Below are 21,846 nucleotides of genomic sequence, written 5' to 3' on the forward strand. Positions count from 1 at the left end.
TTCGAACATTCTGATCGTGGGCGCCCTCGCTCATCATTTCGTGGGTGAAGACCTGGGCGCCACGTGCGCTACACGATATCGCCATCATCCCGAACAGGCGGACGCGCGGGCGCTGAGGACGATGGTTGCGCCTGCGTGGCCGCAAGCGGCTGCATGGGGATGCTCTGACCCTGACCGGCTTGGCTTTGGGAGGTTGCCGCTGCGCGTTGCCTCAGGGCACCCATGCTTTTGTCCCAGGTGGAGCCAATGGCGCTAGCAACGCCCATGACTCCATCCCCTGTCGCTTGAGCTGCGCTTTTTGTGTGGTTGGTCGCTGAAACAGCTGTCTCTTTGGCAAATCTGGCGCCGGTGAGCGATGCCTTGAGTGCAAGCCCACCTCCCTTGACCGCCACCCTGCCAGCTGCATCCGCGGTCCCTTCTACTGCTTTTGGTACATAGGCATCGACCGCAGCAACAGCTTTTTTCGGCACTGATCCACCTAACGAAGCGCCCGCTGCCCACAGCCCGAAAGCCACGGTACCCAATACGTTTTTTACCGCCTCCGAGGCTGCGGTAGCCGCCATTTTTCCCAGCTCATTGGACTTCGCCAGGTTGGCTGTGGCGGCTGTAGCCGCGCCCATTGCAGAAAAACCGCCAATCAGCAGACCATTTCCCACCACACTGACCGGATCCAGTATCTCTTTCAAGGCATCGCCGCTGATGACCGCATTCAGAGCCGTAGCCGCGCCTTCACCCAGCCGCGCGGAGACCATCTTGACCAGGGCAGTGGCATCGAGGTCCTTTAAAGTCTCGAAGTCATCCAGCCATTCGGTATCTTGATCAATAGGCTTATGAGGCTGCCCTTGCGGTACAGCATCCCGACGACCATAGAGCATTGCAGGGTCAGCTAAATGGTTCGTGCGATCGCGGCTGACATTGTAATGCTCAATCGCTATACCCACGATGATAGCCGTGACCGGCCGTAGGGCGGGTTGCAGGATTGCATCCAGGTCTTCTTTGCCAGCCGCCGTCATGGCAAGCGTTGAGGCGTACATTGCAGTATTACGTACGGCAAACCCGGTAAGCCACTTATTGGCTTCGTCGAAAGCATTACGCAATGGACCTTTGTCCAACGCCAGCAGCTTTTGCGCCACTGATGCTTGAAGCGCCGGATGCAGCGTATCGCTCTCGGGTTTAAGGTAATAACCAGGCTTGAGGCCCGCGATCGTCTTGTTACCGGCAGCATCCGCCATACCGGCATACAAGCATGACATAGCGTTCTCTATAGCCGCTTGGCGTACTGTATTGCCATGCTTGCCCGCCACCTGGAGGATGGATGGCTTGAAATTACCTGCCTCGGTCAGCACCGCAAAGGGCGTCCCTCCCATCCCTGACTTTATTGACGCAAACAATCTGTCGGCTCTGGCTGCGTTTTTTTCCGCCTTCTCCATGTCATGGACGTTATAGCCCCCTGCCTCCAACCGTTGAGCGCGGTCATCGCGAATGGCGTTCAGCTCCGCGTTGCGGGCGCTTGAAGCAGCGGCAGCGGGTTGATCGGAACCAGCCTCTGTTTCAAGGTGAGCCTCGAAATGGTTTTCAAGCCGCGTTCTCATCGCCGCCCCTGTAGAGCCGAGGCTCGGGGAGTGAGAGGTCTGTTGCGTTGTTTCCTGCTGCATCTCATCAGGTACACGAGTCAGCTCGCGGCTTGCACCTACATTATGCGTATCCATGGCACTGTTCTCTTAGTGATCGGCAGATAGAAGAATGCAAATGACTCCGGTATGAGCGGCGACATCCTTACGCTTGAGTGGCCGTGCCGGAAAAAGCGTTCCAAATGACGAAATAAACATGAAAACCACGGGGCTAATTCGCCGAACCGCCACCCACTGTAGGCAAGACGCCTGGATTGAGCGTCAGTCAGGCCTGCGGTATTAGTCGCGATTGCGGTACTGGGCGGGGACCCACTCATACCTGCCGGCTTCGCGCCTGATGTGGCCGATACCCGGAAATGGCAAGTGAGCGACTGCTGACAATCGCTGTTCACTCGCGGCAGTCTCGAATTGCTCCAGGCGCTGGGCACGAGCAGCGTCCTGGTTGACGTCGAAGGTGATAGTCACCTCTGGACGGGCGAACTGGATGAGACCGACGTGCATGATATCGCCCCAGAAATCGATGCTCTCGCCTTCGCTGACTACCCGAAAGAAGCTGTGGCCCGGTGTATGCCCCGGGGTGGGGATGGCGGTGATGCCTGGGAGGATTTCAGTTTTGGCAGCGAATGGCTTCAGCTTGCCCGCACGCTGATAGGGGCCAACCGTCTTCAACGCTTCTTCCAGGTACCTCTCCTTCAATCCCTTGTCCAGGTTGGCACGATCCAGGAAGAAGTCGACGTCTGCCTGGCCGACGTGGATGGTCGCATTGGGAAACATCATCTGGCCGCCGCGTGTCAGGCCGCCGGTGTGATCGGTATGGATGTGGGTGATCAGGACATCGCTGATCTGAGCCGGCTGGTAACCCGCGGCAGCCAGGCTTTCGGGCAGCTTGCCGCCAACGCTACCGAACAATTCACCCGCGCCGGTATCGACCAGCACCACGTGTGAGCCCGTATCGATGAGGTAGGCATTGATCGAGGTCTCCAACGGGTTGCGAGCAAATCCATGGCGCAGCATTGCGTCTATCTCTTTGGCGCTGATGCCTCTAAGCAGTGGATGCAAATCCAGCGGCAGCGTCCCGTCGCTAAGGGCGATGACGCGAAATTTTCCTACCTTGAAAGCATAGACGCCCGCGAGCACGGGTTTAGGTGCAGCATCCACGGTCGAGATTTGCGGTGGTTGCGCTGCGGTGGACGGCAGTGAGTAGCTTGCTCCGGTGAGCAGAGCGGCCGTCAGTATGGACGCGAGATGGAACCGTATGCGGTTACGCATGATGAGTGCCTTTGCTAGTGCGACCATCGTTGTCGCGGGGATAAAGGTAGCTCAGGTACCTCGTTCTGCACACCTGGCAAAACAGCATCGACAACGCCAAGGGTCATGCGCCAACAAGGTCTACAGTGTGGACCTCATAGCAAAATAATATATGCACGGAGCATACAAAATCCGATTACCGATATATGCTCCACGCACATACAAGCAATCGGAGAACGTCATGCAGCACATCACGAGCGTCACCAGCCAGACCACCCCCACTGCCACTATTTCGAAGCTCGGGAAGCTAAGCCGGACCATTACCCTATCCGGCGTTGTCCTTCCCCTGCTGATGATTGGCCTTCTCAAGTTCACGCAGATCGAGGTGCAGGCACTCGTCCCCCTGATCAGCGGCACCCCATGGCTTGCCTGGCTTTACCCAGCGTTTGGCGAAACCGGTGCCTCGTACTTACTGGGTGTAGTCGAGATTTTCACTGCACTGCTGCTCATCGCCTCACCGTGGTCGGCTCGGGCTGCTATCGCAGGTGGCTTATTAGCAGCGCTGACCTTCTTCACGACCGTTTCCACGATGTTTGCATTGCCAATATGGGAGGCCGGATCAGGAGGTTTTCCATGGCTGAACTTCCTCGGCACGTTCCTGATAAAAGACATTGCGTTGTTAGGCGTGAGCTTGATGATTCTCACGGACGGCTTGCAGCGAGCTCGCTTTGTCCAATCCGAAAAGAAAGGCAGTCAATAAAATGCGCTATGCCAATTACAAACAGCATGGCCCGAATGGACTCAATGAGCCTACCCCACCGCATCCGCAACCGGACAGTCTTTGCAAGCCGCGGGATCACACAGCCTGCAAACGCAATAGGCTTGATCGAGATCATGCACCAGACTGCGTAGTAGCTTTTCAGTTATCCGACCCAGGATTTCACGTTCATCCGGGTCAAGGACCTCCAAAGCGCGAGCTATACGTTCATGGCGAACAGCTAACACCGCAGCACAATTCGTATTTCCTGCGGCAGTAAGGTGGAGCGCAACGGAGCGACGATCAGATTCTGCTTGCCGACGTTCCACAACGCCCTGCGTGACAAGCCTATCGACCAGACGCACAGCCCCAGGATGAGACAACCCCAAGGCTCGCCTCAAGCGCTCTATAGACAGGCCGGGTTCATGATTGAGCAACGCAATAGCAGCAGCTGCCGGGCCGACTTCAGGCGCCTCGTCTTGAGTGCCTTGATGAATAGAGTCGGAAATCGCCAGCGACAGCGCGCCAACCATGTTTTCGAGCTTGATATCTTTCATGAATCAAATATGTGTGCATCGCGCATAGAACGCAAGAAATTTGCGGATTTACTTCAAAGCCGCTACCACGGCATCGAAGAATACCATCGGATCGATCGGCTCTTTGTCAACCGGCTTGGGCTGGGCCCCGAAGGTGACAATCACCACGTTATTGGCAGGGTTGAGGTAGATATTCTGGCCCTGGATACCGACCGCCGCATAGGCGCCGTCTTTCACCGACGGCTCGGTCCACGCCGTCCACCACATGTAACCGTAGTCCAGCGACTTGCCGCCCTTGAGGGTGGTCGGCAGCGTCGCTTCCTTGATCCAGCCTTCAGGCAGAATCGACGTGCCATTGATCTTGCCACCGTTCATGAAAAACAGCCCGAAGCGTCCATAATCGCGCAGCGTGGCGCTGATACCGCTGCCACCGATTTCCACGCCGTCAGGCGAATCGAGCCACCACCGGGCATCACTCTCCATACCGAACGGCTGCCAGATCTTCTGCGATAGATAATCGGCCAGCGGCATTTTCACAGCGCCACGGACGATTTCGCCGAGTACCTGCGTTTCGCCAGTGCTGTAAGTGTTGGCCGTGCCGGGCTCGGCCGCTCGCGGCAAACCAGCCATCAAGGCCATCGCCGAACGCGGTTTCTGCGATATCTGCGCCTTGAGTAACGCACGACGATCGGACGCCGGATCGGTGTAGGTCTCGTTCCACTTCACGCCCGAAGACATCATCAGCACGTCGCGCACGGTCACGCCTTCGTAGGCGCTGCCCTTAAGCTCGGGAACATAATCCACCACTTGCGCATCAAGGCCCTTGATGAGGCCGTCTTTGATCGCCGCAGCCGCCAGCGTCGAGGTGATGGACTTGGCTATCGACATCGACATCCATCGAGTTTTCTCGGTATTGCCTCGCTGGTAGGTCTCGAACACGATCTTGCCGTCCTTGAGCACGAGCATCGCCGTGATGCTGTCCAGTGCGACGAAGTCGTACAGGTCGTACTTTTTGTCCCCGACAGTGAAGCGAACGTTGGGCAGCTGTTTGTCTGATTTCGGCAGCGCATGCGGGTGATCGCTGGCTTTAATCCTGTGGGTGGGAAACAGCCGGTCGATGTTGCGGTAGGTACTGACCGCCAGATCGGGGAGAATGGCGCCGTCATAGATCTGCTCCACGGTGCCAATCGGTTCCTGAGCGTGGGGATAATCCTCAGCCCATGCGCCCGAGGTGATACCCGCAGCGAGCAGGCCAAGCGAGAGAAGCAGCGAACGACCAGGCGCAGCCGCATGAAGAATAGCGGATGAGTGCATAACCTATCCCTTACTTTGTCTTGCTATTCACGCACGTTAAGACACGCGCCCGCTTGAACCATAGCCTACTCATTGGAATCACGCCCGAGCTGCAGGACGCTGCTGTTTGCGTCTCGTTTAAGCACAGAGGCCAGGTGGCGTGGTGGTCATGGTTACTTTGCCGAGATTGATAACTTGCTTCTGCCGCCATGTTTGAGAAGCGAGGGATTGATCCCGAACTGTTTGCGGAAAGCCGTGGCGAAATGGCTCGCGTTGGCATACCCGAGGTCCGACGCGATTCTCATCACCGACTCTTCTCCGTGCAACAATCGACTTCGGGCCTGGATCATCCGCGCTTGCTGGAAGACGCCGTAGACGCTGTTCAAGAACAGTTGGCGAAACCCGCGCGTGAGCTTTGGTTGGCTCATCCCGGACTCGCGAGCAAGTTCTGAAAGACTTGGCGCCTTGCCAAGATCGGCGAGCAAGCGTTCACGCGCACGAAGCAAGCGTTGGCGATCAATGTGGCTGACGCGGCAGGTGCAATCGACGTTGTGGCGCGCCTCCAGGAAAAGGCTGACCAGGGTCACGCTTTGACCATACAACCAAAGGCCGCTTCGGGGTTGGCTTGTCGGTGAGCCAGGGCCGTGATCCATTGCCGTGCATAACAGATGCGCGGTCGCGCTCATCTCCCCACTGCGGTGGCCGTCAAGAAAACAATGTTCGCAAGCCAGTGCCTGGTTCAGCAGCGGATCGAGCTTCAACTCCCACTGAGCCAACACCTCGGGACGGATCATTACCGTGATGTTGTCGATCTCCCCATGCTGGTGATAGAGGCCGTGGCGACGACGGCCGTAGCTGATGCAGCCGGCGCCTTCGTCGATCACGTAGCGACGTTGCCGGCGCCCCTCACGAAAGCTGCAGGCGGCCTTGCCCTTGAGCAGGTTGGTGAAACTGAAATGGATACATTCGCTGTCGTCCTGCAAAGGCAATTCGATCGGTTGCTCGAATTTGCTTTGCCAACGCACGATGTCGAGGCCGTCCTGCAGGTTCATGCGCGTGACCCGACAGTGCGCCCCAGGTCCGAGACCACTTCCATATTCTCCCGTGATGATTCGCGAGACCGGCATCGGCTCTCCTGCGCCTCCTTGAACGACTGACATCGTGAATCTCCTGTTGACCGGATACGGCTCGAATCAGATCACATTGGGGTAGATCTATGCAATTGATAATTATTAGCATCTGGCGCGTTTCCCAAGCTGCGCCAATTCGTTGCAGGCAACGTAACGCGCATCGATCAGAATCCTCGCTCAAGGACCTACAATGTCTGCACGACGCAACACGACGGCTATCCGTGGATCTTGCTACAGACGTAATACTATAACAATAGTTTTAACTTGGACACTGGCCAGTCCGGTACTCGCCGCCACTGACGAGACCTTTGAATTACCCGTCTCGACGGTGACCGCGCGCATGGAGCAGGAAGACCCGCGAAACCTGCCCATCAGCCTCAGCGTGATCAGCGGCGAGCAACTGCGTACCCAGCGGCTCGACACGCTGGAAAGCGCCCTGCGCAATACGGCCGGGGTCAACGTCAATTCCTCCGGCGGACCGAATGACTTCAACGTGCTGATCCGAGGCGTCGGCTCGCTGTACCAGATGTCGATGGATGACAGCTCGGTGGCATTCAACATCGACGGTGTTCCGGTCGCGTCACGCAGCCTCGGTTTCGGCACCCTGGATATCGATCGCATCGAGGTGCTCAAGGGTCCCCAGGGCACCATGTCCGGTGCGATTGGCCAGGCGGGCGCGGTGAACATCACCACTCGCCAGCCGACCCGCGAACCGGAAGGTTATGTACGCGGCGAGGTGGGTCAGGAGGGCCAGTTCCTCAGCGAAGGGGCCATCGGCGGGCCGATCAGCGACAGCCTCAGTGGTCGCCTGGCCGTGCGCCGTGCCGGCTATGACAGCTGGATCGACAACGACCGGACCAACGATCCCATCACCAAGCCGCGCAACGAGGCTTATCGCGCCAGCCTGCTCTGGGACCTCAACGATGACACCCATGTGCTGTTCAGCGCCGAACGCCAGAAAACCGAACGCGCCACCAACTCGTTGGTGCTGCGTCCTTATGGCAGCGATCCCAGCCTGGACCTGTCGCCCGGTCTGTTCGATGACAATTACAAGACCACCGAGCGCTACACCGTCAAGCTCGATCATGACTTCGCCAACAGTCGCCTGACGTCGACAACCGCCACCTCCACCGCCGATTTCGAAGGCCTGGTCGCCTACGACAGCAAATTGATGGGCGCCCTGTATGGCACCCCGAGCGAGTACTGGGCGGTGGACAAATCCTTCGAGCGCAGCTGGAGCCAGGACCTGCACTTGAGCTCGCTGCCCGACGCCGACACGTTCTGGATCGCCGGCCTTGCCGCCAGCCGCAACGAGCGCAGCTACGACACGCCGCGCAATACCTATGGCACCGCCGATGCCAGGTTTCGCGACTTCACCACCACCACGTACGCCGGCTACGGCGAAATCACCTTCCCGCTCACCGAGCGGCTGAAGCTCACCACCGGCTATCGCCATTCCTGGGATCGCAAGACCTACGACGGCCAATACTTCGCTGGCGCCAGCGCCGTGGACGATTCACGCAAGCTGACCGACCACTACGGCACTGGCCGCGTAGCCCTGAGCTATGCGCTTACCGCGCAAACCAACGTCTACGTGCAATTGGCGCGAGGCTATAAATCCGGCGGCTTCAATGACTATGCGGCGCAGGTCAGCGACAGCGAGCCCTACAAGGCCGCTGTCAGCCGCGCCGTCGAACTGGGGTTCAAAAGTGAGACCGAAGATCGTCGCGGCAGCTTGAACGGTGCGCTGTTCTACACCCGCGTGCACGACGACCACCTGTTGGGCTACAACGCCGCAACCTTCGCCACCAACGCGTTCAATGCCGATACCCGCACTCGCGGCGCCGAACTGGAGGGCACCTGGCACTTCGACCATGACCTGACCGTTGCGGCCAGCGTCACCTACCTCGACGCCAAGATCACCAGCGCCGTGCAGGGCATCCAGGCCGGTGATGTCGCGGCGGGCAACCGTACCCCGGATGTTCCGCGCTGGAGTGGCAACCTCAACATCGGCTGGCGGCACCCGTTGGGCACCTTCGCCAGCCTTGGCGAAACCACCTTGAACACCAGCCTGAACTACCGCTTGGTGGGCGAGCGCGCAGCCGATCCGCAGAACCACTTCAACCTGGACAACTACGAAAAACTCGACCTGCGCGCCGGCCTGGAAAGCCGCTTTGGCGAAGTCTATGCCTTCGCCGACAACCTGCTGAACCAGACCTACGACACCTATGGCTTCTACAGTGACCCGGTGGCCTACGGTGCGCCGGCACGGCGGCGCACCTTGGGGGTCGGCTACACCTATCAGTTCTAATCTGCCCTTTGATTCAAAGGGCACTCAGAACGAATAGCTGTACCCCACGCCGGCCGAGCGCCCTCGGCCCGGCATGCCGGTGATCACCTGATCGGTGGAGTACGATCCATACAAGTCGTATCGCGCATCGAGCAAGTTGTCGCCCCACAGATAGACTTCCGAACCGCCACTCTCCAGGCCCACGTGCAGGTCCAGCTTGGCGTAGCCCTTGAGGTCGTAGTGATTCTGCGGGTCCGCCGGGCGATTTTTCTGCACGCGATAGTTGAGCAACGTGTTCAGGCGCGGCGCCGGCAATCCCATGAACTCGCCCAGGTTCCTCTGCCAGGCAATGCTGAAGTTGCCGCTCCACAGCGGCACATCCGGCACACGATTTCCCGCGGTGACATCACCGCCGGAAACGCCCGGTGCATCAGAGGTCACCACCGCATTGGTGTAGCTGACGGCGCTGCCCAGGGTCAGTTCATCGGTGACATGCCACGTGCTCGACAGCTCGGCGCCCTTGCTGCGGGTATCGGCGTTCACGGCGCTGACCGCCAGGGTGTTGAAGTCGTACCCCAGCAGGTGGTCGTCCTGCACACGGGTCATGAACAATGCTCCTTCAAGGCTCAAGGCGCCCTCGGCGCTTTCATGCTTGAAACCGACTTCGGCGGAATTCACCTTGGCTGCCTTGTAGGGTTCGCTGTCCCTGACCGATGTCGCGTAGTCGTTAAAGCCCGCTGATTTATAGCCCCGCGACAACACCGCATACAGGTTCGTCTGTGGCGTGAGCGCATAGCTCAACGCCACGCGTCCGGTGCTGTAGTTATCCTGCAAGCGGCGGTCGTCGCCGGTGGTAGTGCCACCGCTGGAATAGTCGGCACCATAGGTCTTGCGGTCCCAGGTGTGGCGCAGGCCGGTGGTGAGCTTCCAGTCTTCGGCGATCAGATAGGTCATCTCACCGTACAGCGCATAACTGTTGGTGGTGAAATCGCGCATCTGCCGGGCGCCGTTGGTGAAATCCTCGGAATCGAAGCTGCGCTCGGAGCGTGACAGATTTACCCCGGTCACCCAGAACACATCGGCGTCCGCCAGCGAACCCAGGCGCAGGTCCTGGCTCCACACGCGCTCCTTGGCGGTATCTTCGATCAGGTATTCGAACGGTGAGCCGTAGAGCGCTTCGGTGATGTTGCGGTCGTAGCCTTTTACCGCATTGAAATCGGTGCTGGTGTAGGCGCTGATCGAGGTGATCCGTGCCTGCGCCAGGTCATGATTGAGTTCGAAAGAATAACGCTCGTTAGTCTTCTGGTTGTCATCGAACGTACCGGGCGTGTAGTCCAGGCTGGGGCGGTTGCCAAACGGGCGAAGCATTTCCAGGCCGGCATAATGATCGGCGCGCTGGCGCTCGGCGATCAACAGCCCGGTCGTGCCCTGGTCGTTATCCCACAGTAGGCTGCCACGCAGGGCCAGGTCGCGAGGCTTGGTCAACGGGTCGCCGTCCTGCTGGTCGTCGACCCAGTTATCAAAGCCGCTGCGGCGCACAGCAATGCGTCCCGCGAGGGATTCGGTCAATGGCCCGCCAACGGCGCCTTCAGTCATGAACTGGCCCTGGTTGCCCACTTCGCCGCGCACATAACCTTCCAGTTCGCGGGTCGGTTTGCGGGTGGTCACGTTGATCGCGCCGGCCTCGCTGTTACGCCCGAACAACGTGCCCTGAGGCCCCTTGAGCACCTCCACTCGCTCGACATCGAGGGTGGCCATCGCCGAGTTGCGCACCGACATCGGCACCCCGTCCACATTCAGTACCACCGAGCCGTCGTCCATGCTCATCTGGTTCAACGAACCGACACCACGGATGCGTACATTGGCATCGTTGGCGCCACCCCAGGAGTTCACATCCACGCCCGGCGTGGTCCGCAATGCGTCCTCCAGGCTGCGCAAGCGCCGGGTTTCGAGGGCTTGTCCGTCGATCACCGTAAGCCCGAAAGGAATGTCCTTGGCGCTCTCTTCGTTCAACCGGGCACTGACCGTCAGCGGGGCCAGCTCGATGACCTCCGAGCTGGCGGCAGGCTTATAGTCGGCGGCATAGGCCGTACATATCTGGCTGGACAAGGCCAGCGCCAGGGTTTGGGTCAGGACATTCTCACGCCAGCCCAACGGACGGCGTAGCGGTTGGATAGACAGCGGTGCTGACATGGAAAACTCCGGGGAAAAGGGATGGTTCGAATTCATTGCGCAGGCCCCCAGCGCTTGAGCGCCGCGGTAACTGCCTGATCGGAGGGCGCGCCCAGCAGGTCGTGGATCGCGGCGGGCCATCCCTGGCCTTTTCGGATATTTGCGGTCAATGCCGTCAGTTGTTCGGCGCTCTGCACGGCCACCCAATCAAGGCTCACCAGCGGCGCATACGTCGCGACCCAGCTCTGTTCGTGGGCATTGGCCAAGGTGCCGATGGGCTCGCCGTCATTGCCCAAGGCGCGGGTCAAGTCATCGCCCATCAACTTCACCAACGCCGAACGGGCGTCGGCGCCGTCGACGTCACCGACACACAACAACCCGATCGCGCCCGCCACGCCCTGGCTCAGCAGGAGGTAGCCCGGGGCTTGCCGCAGGTCGCTGGCGTCGATCAGCATTCGGCGCGCGAGCAGTTCGGCGATATGTGCGCGACGCGTCCAGCGTCCGACGCCCGCCGGCGCTACGTCCCAATCCGGCGTCTGGCTCAGCAAAAGATGGTTCTGGCTCAACTGGCTGGCACCCATGCCGGTCGGCCACTGGCTCAGGGACTCGACGGTCGGGCGACTGCCCAGACGCCGAGCTACACAAGCGGACATGGCTTCCAGGTCTTCGCGCACCTCACGGGCGGTTTGTTGGCGGCCGGCATCGGCGAGCACTTGCACGCCGTCGAGGTCTCGCGTAGCGCCCATGTGATAGGCGAAGTCCAGCGGCCCTGCGCTTTGACCATTGAACGCCTGGCCATCGACCTCGATCAGCCACTGCCACGCCCCCGCCGGTGCCACCGCGTCTACCGCGACTGCGGACCCTGCCGGCAAACTCGGCACTTCAGGCGGCAGACCGGCTTCGGCACGTTGTACCGGCGCACGCAGCAAGCGTCCGCTGTCCAGGCCCAGCCGTGGCATCACACGGCGCGCTTGCAGCCACGCTCCTCGCGGCCCCAGCCAGAATGCATCACCCTCGGAAGGCCAGCCGGCAGCTTCCACCGTCCAGTTCAGTTGCACGTTGCAGCCGCTCGCCGCGCACTCCGCCAAAGGCACGCGCAAATGCCCGGCCGCCTGTTCGAAAGTGACCGGTCGGCCCATGACGCTCACCGCCGTGACGTGCAAACCCGACGGCAGTTCGGCGTCCAAATGCTTATTGGCGGAGATCAGCGTCCCTAGCGTCCATTCACCCTCGACACGTCGCGCAACGCTGTCGACGCGCAAGCGCAAGCGGCCGTCCGCTACCTGCCAGGCGCCCGCCCCGGCCAGCCAGCGCTGTTCCCATTCGGCGTGCTCGGCCCGTTCCTCGGCCACCGACCGGTACTCGCCCTGCTCCACCAGACGCCAATGCAACAGCGCGCCGCTGCCCAGCAATCCCACGGCCCCCAACACCAACAGCGCACCGGGCAAGCCCAGCAGGCGGCGACGCACATCGACGAGACGGCGCCGTTCCGGACCACCAGGCAAAAGCAGCGCGGCCACCGCGACCATCACCAGGCAGCCGGCAAGTTTCCAACTGGTCAAGGTGGCGAGATAAGGCAGCCAGGGCGCCCAGCCCGTGAGTTGCGACAACGCCACGTGTGCCGGAATCGCCATGGCATAGGCGGGATAACTGACCAGCCCCAACTCATGGTTGAGTACCAGGAAAAACGTCAGCAGCATCGACATCGCGTAGGCCAGGCCGGAGCGACGGATCAAGGCATGCACCAGCACCGTGAGCATCGCCAGTTCCAGCAGCGGCGGCGCGAACACCAGCGCCTGATAGATCAGCACAAAGCCTGGCGCCAGGTTATCGGGGGCGGCAATCGCGCTGATCACCAGGCTGGCAAAGCCCGGCACCAGCGCCAGGGCCAACGTCGCCGTCAGCACGCAGGCCACCCGCCCCAACAAACGCAGCCACGCCGGTGCGGGGATTGCCTGCAACATCGCGCCCAGGCCTTCGACGTCATCGCGCCGGCACACCAACCCCACCAGCGCCGCGACAATAAAGGCGATCACCAGGAACGACGCGCTCGACAGCAACGGCAAGATCAGATCCGGTCGCGGCACCATCGGCCCGCGCGCATGCCAGACGATGTGGACAAACCCGCTGAGTATCCCCATGGCCAGCAGCAACCCAAGGGCGACCCACCAAACGCGTCGGGCAAACAACTGCCGCACCTGCCAGCGAACCTCGCGCCACAAGGCCTGCGACCAGCGGCTGGCGGACAACGGGCCAGGCAAGCGCACGTGGCGGGCCAACAACATCGGTGGCTCGGCCAGCACAGCGCCGCTGCGGCGGCCCATCAAGTCCTGGCGGCTGGTGCGAGCCAGGACCACGGCCAACAGCAACAAGGGCAACCCACACCACAGCGCCCGGTTGAGCCAGAACCCCTGGGTCAGTACCAGCAGCGATTGGGATTTCTGCGCAGCGGTCCAGGTTTCCACCTGGGCCTGGGCAAACGTAAACAGCGAAGGATCAAGACTGGCGGCCAGCAGTGGGTTGATATGGCCGCCCTTGAGCACCACCACCGCGAACATCCACAACAGCATCAGCACCGTCGCCAAGGCAAACGGTGCGGCCAGGCCTCGGCTGCGCAAGGCCAGCAGGTAATACAACGCACCGATCCCGGTGCTCACCGGCAACAGCAAGGCGACCCAGGCAAACCCCAGCGCCGACCAGTTTGGCGCGCCGATGCTCGCTGCCGGCACCCAGTCGAGCCAGCCCAGCACCGGGCTGACCAGAAAGCCGACGATCAACGAACTGGCGAGCAAACCGCCCACCAACGCCGCACCGATAAAACGTCCCCACAACAGCGCCGGCAGCGACAGTGGCAAGGCCAACAGCACTTCTTCCAACTGCGCGTTGCGGTCCCTCAGGGCCGGTTGGGCAAACACCCACGCCCAGGCAAAAAACAGGAAGAACATACAGCCGCACGACATCAGGTAAATCAAGCTCGGCGCATTGCGGGCGATCTCGCTGGCGCCCATTTTCTGCACATAGTCGGCGTTGGCCAGAGCCATCAGCAGATAGCCGGTCAGGCCGAGGAACACCAGCAACGGAATGCCGCTGCGCAGCCCGGCGCGCACTTCAACCCAGGCCTCGCGCATCAGCAGAGCAAAAGTATTCATGCGTCGAGCGCCTCACCCGCCTGGGCCAGCGCCAGGTAATAGATGTCTTCCAGGCGCGGTGCATGGGGCACGAAGCGCGGGTCGGCGGGACGTTCGCCGTGCACGATGACGCGGCTGCCCTGCGGGCTGGCGGCCACATGCAAGGCGTCGGGCAGCGACTCGCCACGGTCCAAGGACGCTTCCCACAATCGGCCCTGCTCGGCGCCCAACAACTGCGCCGGGCTCCCTTCGACAATAATCTGCCCACCGGCCAGCACCGCCAGTCGGCTGCAAAGGTTCTCGACGTCCTCGACGATGTGGGTCGAAAGCAACACGATCGATTCGGCGGCAACATCGGCGAGCACCCGATGGAAACGGTTGCGCTCGGCCGGGTCGAGGCCTGCCGTGGGTTCATCGACGATCAACAGGCGTGGCGAGCCCACCAGCGCCATGGCGATGCCGAACCGGCGCAGCATGCCGCCCGAATAAGTGGCGAGCGCCCGATGGGCAGCCTGTTGGAGGTTGACCTTGTCCAGCAGGCCCTCGATTTCCTCGCGGCGCTGGCGACTGTCGGTTCGCCCCTTGAGCCAGGCAAAACGATCGAGCAGGTCCCGTGCACTCACGCCTGGATACGCGCCAAGTTGTTGCGGCAGATAGCCCAGGCGACGACGCAAATGATCGGCATCGACCAGCACATCCACTCCGTCCAGGTGAATGCTGCCGGCGTCGGGTTGCTGCAGGGTCGCGAGGGTCCGCATCAGACTGCTTTTGCCCGCGCCATTGGGTCCCAGCAAGCCATACATCCCCGGCCCGACGCTCAGGTCCACGCCGCGCAACGCTTCGACGCCGTTGCTGTAGCGCTTGCGCAGGCCGCGCACTTGTAAACCCGAATCGACAGACATCTACAGCTCCAGACCAGAGGGACACAGGCCCTGCATGAGGGCGGCGAGCGACGGTAATCAAGGCCATGGGCCGGGCTCTACCCGATTCAAGTCATTTTCCAACCGCATCCTGCGACCGACCGGCGTTGTGCCTAGCCAGCACGCCACTGCAACCGGTGAGCGAGACGCGGATGCGGGGCTAAAACGATTCGATCCGGGTAGTTGGCAAAATGAGAATGACTAGCATCTTCCCCCAAGCAACTGCCTGCCCCCAGCGCCTGGGCCAACCCCGGTCCGGGCCCTAGTAATGAGAAGACGTTGAGCCATGGCCACTCCCAGCACCTCAACCGCAACACTGCTGCGCCAGTCCCTTTCCCAAGCCCTCGAGCTGCCCGCCGAGCAGATTCCCCTGGAGGCGAACCTGATCGAATGGGGGCTGGATTCCGTCACCCTGATTCGCCTCGCCGGCCAATGGCGCCGCCACGGCCTGGCCGCGCGCTTTGCCGAGCTGATCGCCGACCCGCGCCTGTCGGCCTGGCTGGCACTGCTCGATGTGGCGCCTGCCGCCCCCGCCGCGCCCACTGTACAGATGGACGAAGGGCAGCCTTTCGAACTGGCGCCGATGCAACACGCTTATTGGATCGGGCGCGCCCCCGGCCAGCAGTTGGGCGGTGTGGCCGCGCACTTCTATAACGAATTCGATGGCCGCGACGTTGACCCGACTCGCCTGGAAGGCGCCGTGCGGGCGTTGCTGGCGCGCCACCCCATGTTGCGTGCGCAGTTTCTCGACGACGGCCGCCAGCGGATCCTTGCCCGCAGCCCCTGGCCGGGATTGAAAGTGCATGACTTGCGCCAGGCCAACGCCGAGCAACGGCAACAACGACTGGAGGCGTTGCGCGCAGAGTTATCCCACCGCCAGATGGCCGTTGAACAAGGTCAGGTGCTGGATATCCAGTTGTCGCTGCTGCCCGACGGGACGCGCCTGCACTTGAACCTCGACATGCTCGCCGCCGATGCGCTGAGCCTGCGTACCCTGCTCGGTGATTTGGTGCAGCTGTATCGCCAACAACCCCTGGCCGCTCTGGACTACAGCTTTGCTCGTTACCTGGCCGACCTGCGCCACGAACAGGCCAGCCCCGAGCAACGTGCCCGTCATCAACAAGCCCGTGACTATTGGTTGCATCGTCTGGACGCGTTGCCCGGCGCCCCACGCTTGCCCATCAAGCCCCAGGGCGACGATCGCCAGGTGCGACGTCGACACCATTGGCTGCCACCGTCCCAGCGCCAGGCCTTCGAACGCCACGCCCGGGAGCACGGTCTGACGCCGGCGATGGCCTTGGCGGCGGTGTTCTGCGAAGCCCTGGGCGCCTGGTGCGAGACACCTGAACTGCTGCTCAACCTGCCGCTGTTCAACCGCACGCCACTGCATGCCGATGTCGACCGCCTGGTCGGCGATTTCACCTCATCGATCCTGCTGGCTTGGGACGGTCACGTCGCCGGCACGTTCGCCGCTCGCGCCACGGCCCTGCAACGACGCTTCCACGGCGATGCGGCGCACAGCGCGTTTTCCGGCCTGGAAGTGCTGCGCGAGTTGTCGCGGCAACGCGGCGAGCAAGTGCTGGCGCCGGTGGTGTACACCAGCGCCCTGGGGCTGGGGGAATTGTTCGCCGAGGGCGTGCAGGCGTGTTTCGGCCAGCCGGCCTGGATCATTTCCCAGGGCCCGCAGGTGTGGCTCGACGCCCAGGTCACCGAGCTGGATGGCGGCATCCTGGTCAATCTCGACGCCCGCGAAGGGCTGTTCGCCGACGGCGTGCTGGATGGCTTGTTCGAGGCCTATACCGGTCTGTTGCAGCGCCTGTGCTTTGATTCTTCAGCCTGGGATTTGCCGCCTCCGGCGCTGATTCCCGCCAGCCAACTGGCGGTCCGCAACAGCGTCCAAGGCCGAGCGGCACCCCTGCCGGTACAGCGCCTGCACGAAGGCTTTTTTGCCCAGGCGCGCCTGACGCCCGAATTGCCCGCGTTGTTGCATGGCAATCACCTCGTCATCCACTACGGCGAGCTCGCCGAACGTGCCCTACAAGTGGCGGCCTACCTCGAAGGCCAAGGCGTGCGGCGCGGCGACGTGGTGGCGTTGCAATTGCCCAAGGGCCCCGAACAGGTCATCGCGGTGCTGGGCATCCTGGCGTGCAGCGCCACGTACCTGCCCATCAGCGTCGATCAACCCGTGGCGCGTTGCCAGAAAATCCGGGAGTCGTCGGGCGCATGCTTATTGCTCACGGAACTGCCCGCCGCCAGCACGGCGCTGGACGGCCCCCGGCCCGGCGCGATCAGCGACCTGGCCTACATCCTCTATACCTCCGGCTCCACGGGTGAACCCAAGGGCGTGGAGATCAGCCATCTGGCCGCCGCCAACACCCTGGAAGACCTGCATCGGCGCTTGCTACTGAACAGCGACGACCGAATCCTCGCGCTCTCGGCGCTGGAGTTCGACCTCTCGGTGTTCGACCTGTTTGCCGCGCTGTCGACGGGAGCGGCGGTGATCGGTATCGAGCCCGAGGCGCAACGTGATGCCGGACGCTGGCGTGAACTGGCCCTGCACCATCGCGCCAGCGTGCTCAACTGCGTGCCGGCGTTGCTCGACATGCTGCTCGGTTGCGCCCCCACCGGCGCCAGCCTACCCCTGCGCGCAGTGTTGCTGGGCGGCGACAAAGTCGCTCCGGACCTGGCGCCACGGCTGTGGGGCCAAGCCCCCGATTGCCGCTTCATGGCCTTGGGCGGCGCCACCGAAACCGCGATTCACTCGACCCTGTTCGAAGTGCTGCCCGGCCAACCGTTGCCCTGGCACTGCCTGCCTTATGGGACGCCACTGGATAACGTCCGCCTGCGCATCGTCGACCCGCACGGCCACGACTGCCCGGACTGGGTCGCCGGTGAATTGTGGATCGGCGGCGCCGGTGTGGCCGAGGGATATCGCGGCGACCGGGTGCGCAGCGCTGAACGTTTCGTCGACTATCAAGGCTTGCGCTGGTACCGCACCGGCGACAATGCCCGCTATCACCCCGACGGCAACGTCGAGTTCCTTGGGCGCAGCGACTTCCAACTCAAACTGCACGGCTATCGCATCGAAGCCGGCGAAGTCGAAAGCACATTGCTCGCCTGGCCAGGCGTCGAGCACGCGGTGGCCCTGCTGGCCGGCCAGCAACTGGCGGCGGTGGTGCGTCTGACGAACGGCCCCGAAGCGCCCACCCGGTTTGACCCGCCGGGCCTCGCCCGGCATCTCGCCGAGCGCCTGCCGGGCTACATGATTCCCGGCACCATCCTGGGCTGCGCACAGTTGCCCTTGACCGGCAATGGCAAGGTGGACCGCAAAACGCTGGCCGCCTGGCTGGCGGCCAACAGCGCCCCCGCGCAGGCCAACCTGTCCCCTCCCAGCGGTGACATCGAAACCCAGGTGGCGCGTGCCTGGCAGCAATTGCTGGACTGTGGTGAAGTCTGCCGCGAGCACAATTTCTTCGCCCTTGGCGGTGACTCCCTGAGCGCCACCCGCCTGGTGCGGCTGCTTGCAGAGCAAGGGCTGGGGGGCGCGCGGATCGCCCAGGTCTTTGCCAAACCGGTGCTGGCGCACTTTTGTGCCGATTTGCATCGACAAGTCCTGGCTGAAGCGCTGCACACAATTGTGCCCGACCTGCCGCAACGCCACGCGCCTTTCCCCATGACCGAGGTGCAGCAAGCCTATTGGCTGGGCCGCGATCCGAGCCTGGTACTGGGCGGCGTGAGCTGCCATTTCTATCGCGAGTACGACGTCGAGGACCTCGACCTGCCGTGCCTGCAGAACGCATTGGATCGCTTGATCGAGCGTCACGAAATGCTCCGCGCGGTGTTCGATCAATGCGGCCAGGCCCGCATCCTGCCCGTGCAACAGTTGCCGTCCTTCGAGATCGGCCAGGGCTACGCCAGTCTCGACGACTTGCGCGAACACTGTGCCCACCGCGTGTTCGATCCAGGCCAGTGGCCGCTGTTCGATGTGCAGGCAGTGACTCAGGGTCGGCACACCCGGTTGGCCATCAGCCTGGATAACCTGATCCTCGATGCCCTGAGCATCCTGCGCTTCTACGCAGAACTGGATGCCTTGTACCGCAACCCCGAATTGACGCTGGTACCACTGCAACTGTCGTTTCGCGATTATCAACTGCAATCCGCGGTGGACGCGGCCGAACTGCAAGCCGCGCAACGCTTCTGGCAGGAGCGCCTGCCCGAGTTGCCAGCCCATCCGCAACTGCCGCTGGCGGTGGACCCCGCCAGCCTGGGTCAACCGCGCTTCGAGCGTCTGCAAGGGCAAATCGACGCGCAAGCCTGGGCAGCGATCCTGGCCAAGGCCCAACAACACGGCCTCACCGCGTCGGCGGTGCTGCTCTGCGCGTTTGCCGAAACCCTTGGTCGCTGGAGTGCCCGTCCCGATCTCAGCCTCAACCTCACGCTGTTCGATCGTCGGGCTCTGCATCCCCAGATCGATCAGGTCATGGGCGATTTCACCTCCCTGACGCTGCTCGGTTATGTCCCGCTGCCCGGCGAACGCTGGGTCGACCGCGCCCGGCGTACCCAGCGCACCCTGGGCGAGGCGCTGGAACACCGTTGCCTCGGCTCGGTGAGCCTGCTGCGCCAACTGGCCCGGGGCAATGGCGAGCAACAGGCGCGCATGCCCGTGGTGTTCACCAGTGCGCTCGGGGTCCCGGATGGCACCGCCGCGCCGGTGGACGGGCCGTTTGCCCGGCAAGTCTTTGGCCTGACCCAGACCCCGCAGGTCTGGCTCGACCATCAGGTGGTGGAAGCCAACGGCGGTATAGCCTTGAACTGGGACTATGTGGTCGGCCTGTTTCCCGAAGGTCTTGTCGAAGCGATGTTCGACGCCTATTTGTACAGCTTGAACTGGCTGGCCGAGTACACCTGGGACAATCCACCGCCCGACCTCCTGCCCCAAGCCCAGGCGCAGTTGCGCGCCCAGCTCAATGCCCCAGGCCCAAGCGTGCCGGGTGACCCGACCTTGCACCAAGGCTTCTTCGAACAGGCACGCCAAGCGCCACAACGTCCGGCGCTGTTATGGGGCGAGCACGGCACGCTGAGCTATGGCGAGCTGGCCGAACAGGCGCTACGCATCGCCCGCAGCCTGGTGGATGCCGGCGTGGTGCCGGGCGATCTGGTGGCGGTGTCCCTGGCCAAGGGGCCACGACAGATCGCCAGCGTGCTGGGCATCCTGGCCGCGGGTGCCGCGTACCTGCCGGTCGGGGTCGACCAGCCGTTACAGCGTTGCCAGCGCATCCTGCAACAGGCCGGCGTCACGCTGATCCTGGCCGGGAAGGACCCGCAACTGTCCAGCGTCAAACACCTCGATCCCCTCCGCGCGCTGGACGCGGAACCGCTGCCGGCGCCGCTCGCCATTTCGGCCGCAGAGCTGGCCTACGTGATCTACACCTCAGGCTCCACGGGCCAGCCCAAGGGTGTGGAAATCACCCACCGCGCGGCGATGAACACCGTGGCCGAGATCAACCGCTGCCATGGCATCGGCGCCAGCGACCGCACCCTGGCGTTGTCAGCGCTGGACTTCGATCTTTCGGTATACGACCTGTTCGGCCTGCTGTCGGTGGGCGGCGCGCTGGTGCTGATCGAAGAGGGTCAGCGCCGCGATGCGCGGGCCTGGCTCAGGGCGTTGCAACAGCATCGCGTGACCCTATGGAACAGCGTGCCGGCCCTGCTGGACATGCTGCTCGAAGCCAACGCCCACGACCGCCAGCCACTGGGCCTGAAAGTGGCGTTGCTGTCGGGCGACTGGATTGGCCTCGACCTGCCGCAACGCTTGCGGCAACAGGCGCCAGATTGTCGCTTTATCGCCCTGGGCGGCGCCACCGAAGCGGCGATCTGGTCTAACCATTTCCAAGTGCAACAACCCTTGCCGGGTTGGCGCTCGATCCCCTACGGCGTGCCGCTGGCGAACCAGGCCTACCGGGTGGTCGATGCCCTCGGCCGCGACTGTCCGGATTGGGTCACCGGCGAGCTGTGGATTGGTGGGGCCGGCGTCGCCCGCGGCTATCGTCACGCGCCACAGTTGAACGCCGAGCGCTTCGTCGATGGCTGGTACCGCACCGGCGACCTGGGTCGCTACCACCCCGACGGCTTGTTGGAGTTTCTCGGCCGCGCTGACAGCCAGGTGAAGATTGGCGGCCATCGAATCGAGCTGGGCGAAATCGAAGCCGCCCTCGCCCGCCACCCCTGCGTAAACACAGCGGTGGCACTGGTCGCGGATAACCGACTGATGGCCGCCGTCACCGCCAGCACCGAGGCGCAGGTCTTGGCGCGACACCTGGAGCAATGCCTGCCGGGGTACATGCGCCCGGAGCAGATCCTGGTGCTGGAACACTTGCCTCTGAGCAACAACGGCAAGGTCGATCGCCGGGCGCTGCTGGTCTCCCTGGCCGACGCCGCCCAAACGCGCCCGGTGGTTGGCGAGCAACCGCTGCGCCCGGACGAACAGGTGATCGCCGAACTCTGGCAGCAATTGCTCAACGTGCCGAGTGTGTCGTGCCACGACAACTTTTTCCGCCTCGGTGGCGACAGCCTCCTGGCCACGCGCTTTCTCGAAATGCTGCGCACCCGCCTGGGCGTCGAACTGCCCATGGGCCAGTTGTTCGGCGCCGCCACCTTGACCGAGGTGGCGCAAATCCTTGAGTGCCAGCCGTCTTCGGACAGCGTTGAAGAGGGCGTCATCTGATGCCCGCACAACCTCCC

The 21,846-nt window shown here is 62.7% G+C and carries 11 protein-coding genes; 3 read left to right on the forward strand and 8 right to left on the reverse strand.

From position 1 onward, the window contains the following. Positions 1–68: 68 nt before the first annotated feature. Together HU806_RS00445 and HU806_RS00450 are read right to left on the reverse strand one after the other, a co-directional pair. Positions 69–1,709 (reverse strand): RopAA-2, encoded by a 1,641-nt coding sequence (locus HU806_RS00445; RefSeq protein WP_186608990.1) that lies wholly within the window; start codon positions 1,707–1,709, stop codon positions 69–71. 201 nt (positions 1,710–1,910) lie between these two features. Next, on the reverse strand, positions 1,911–2,900 hold the full coding sequence (locus HU806_RS00450) for an MBL fold metallo-hydrolase (protein WP_186608992.1): 990 nt from the start codon (positions 2,898–2,900) through the stop codon (positions 1,911–1,913). 220 nt (positions 2,901–3,120) lie between these two features. Between HU806_RS00450 and HU806_RS00455 the strand changes: the two genes are divergently transcribed. Continuing rightward, on the forward strand, positions 3,121–3,639 hold the full coding sequence (locus HU806_RS00455) for a YkgB family protein (RefSeq protein WP_186608994.1): 519 nt from the start codon (positions 3,121–3,123) through the stop codon (positions 3,637–3,639). Positions 3,640–3,689: 50 nt separating this feature from the next. Here the strand turns inward: HU806_RS00455 and HU806_RS00460 are convergent, their stop codons facing one another. The 3 genes from HU806_RS00460 to HU806_RS00470 form a co-directional block, all read right to left on the reverse strand. Next, positions 3,690–4,193 carry a MarR family winged helix-turn-helix transcriptional regulator gene (locus HU806_RS00460; protein ID WP_202884423.1) on the reverse strand — a complete coding sequence of 168 codons (504 nt, stop codon included), beginning with the start codon at positions 4,191–4,193 and terminating at the stop codon, positions 3,690–3,692. Between the two features lie 48 nt (positions 4,194–4,241). Next, entirely contained in the window at positions 4,242–5,351 is a 1,110-nt protein-coding gene (locus tag HU806_RS00465) for a serine hydrolase domain-containing protein (protein WP_346657136.1), read from the reverse strand. A gap of 287 nt (positions 5,352–5,638) precedes the next feature. Then, the gene (locus HU806_RS00470) at positions 5,639–6,625 is read right to left on the reverse strand and encodes a helix-turn-helix transcriptional regulator (RefSeq protein ID WP_238350086.1); all 987 of its coding nucleotides are present in this window, start codon (positions 6,623–6,625) and stop codon (positions 5,639–5,641) included. A 310-nt stretch (positions 6,626–6,935) separates the two neighbouring features. Between HU806_RS00470 and HU806_RS00475 the strand changes: the two genes are divergently transcribed. After that, a complete protein-coding gene (locus tag HU806_RS00475; RefSeq protein ID WP_238350087.1) occupies positions 6,936–8,906 on the forward strand; it encodes a TonB-dependent receptor in 1,971 nt (656 codons plus the stop codon). Positions 8,907–8,930: 24 nt separating this feature from the next. Here the strand turns inward: HU806_RS00475 and HU806_RS00480 are convergent, their stop codons facing one another. Genes HU806_RS00480 through HU806_RS00490 form a run of 3 tightly spaced genes read right to left on the reverse strand, consistent with a single transcriptional unit; the run spans position 8,931 to position 15,087 of the window. Next, a complete protein-coding gene (locus HU806_RS00480) occupies positions 8,931–11,078 on the reverse strand; it encodes a TonB-dependent receptor (protein WP_186609000.1) in 2,148 nt (715 codons plus the stop codon). Positions 11,079–11,110: 32 nt separating this feature from the next. Continuing rightward, positions 11,111–14,206: a hypothetical protein gene (locus HU806_RS00485; RefSeq protein WP_186609002.1), complete on the reverse strand. Its 3,096-nt coding sequence runs from the start codon at positions 14,204–14,206 to the stop codon at positions 11,111–11,113. Beyond that, the gene (locus tag HU806_RS00490) at positions 14,203–15,087 is read right to left on the reverse strand and encodes an ABC transporter ATP-binding protein (RefSeq protein ID WP_186609004.1); all 885 of its coding nucleotides are present in this window, start codon (positions 15,085–15,087) and stop codon (positions 14,203–14,205) included. The genes HU806_RS00485 and HU806_RS00490 overlap by 4 nt, the downstream gene beginning before the upstream one ends. A 304-nt stretch (positions 15,088–15,391) precedes the next feature. Between HU806_RS00490 and HU806_RS00495 the strand changes: the two genes are divergently transcribed. After that, positions 15,392–21,829 carry a non-ribosomal peptide synthetase gene (locus HU806_RS00495; RefSeq protein WP_186609006.1) on the forward strand — a complete coding sequence of 2,146 codons (6,438 nt, stop codon included), beginning with the start codon at positions 15,392–15,394 and terminating at the stop codon, positions 21,827–21,829. Positions 21,830–21,846 lie beyond the last annotated feature (17 nt).

It is taken from the genome of Pseudomonas sp. SWRI154 (genome assembly GCF_014268645.1).
In the GTDB taxonomy this organism is placed as follows: Bacteria; Pseudomonadota; Gammaproteobacteria; order Pseudomonadales; family Pseudomonadaceae; genus Aquipseudomonas; species Aquipseudomonas marvdashtae.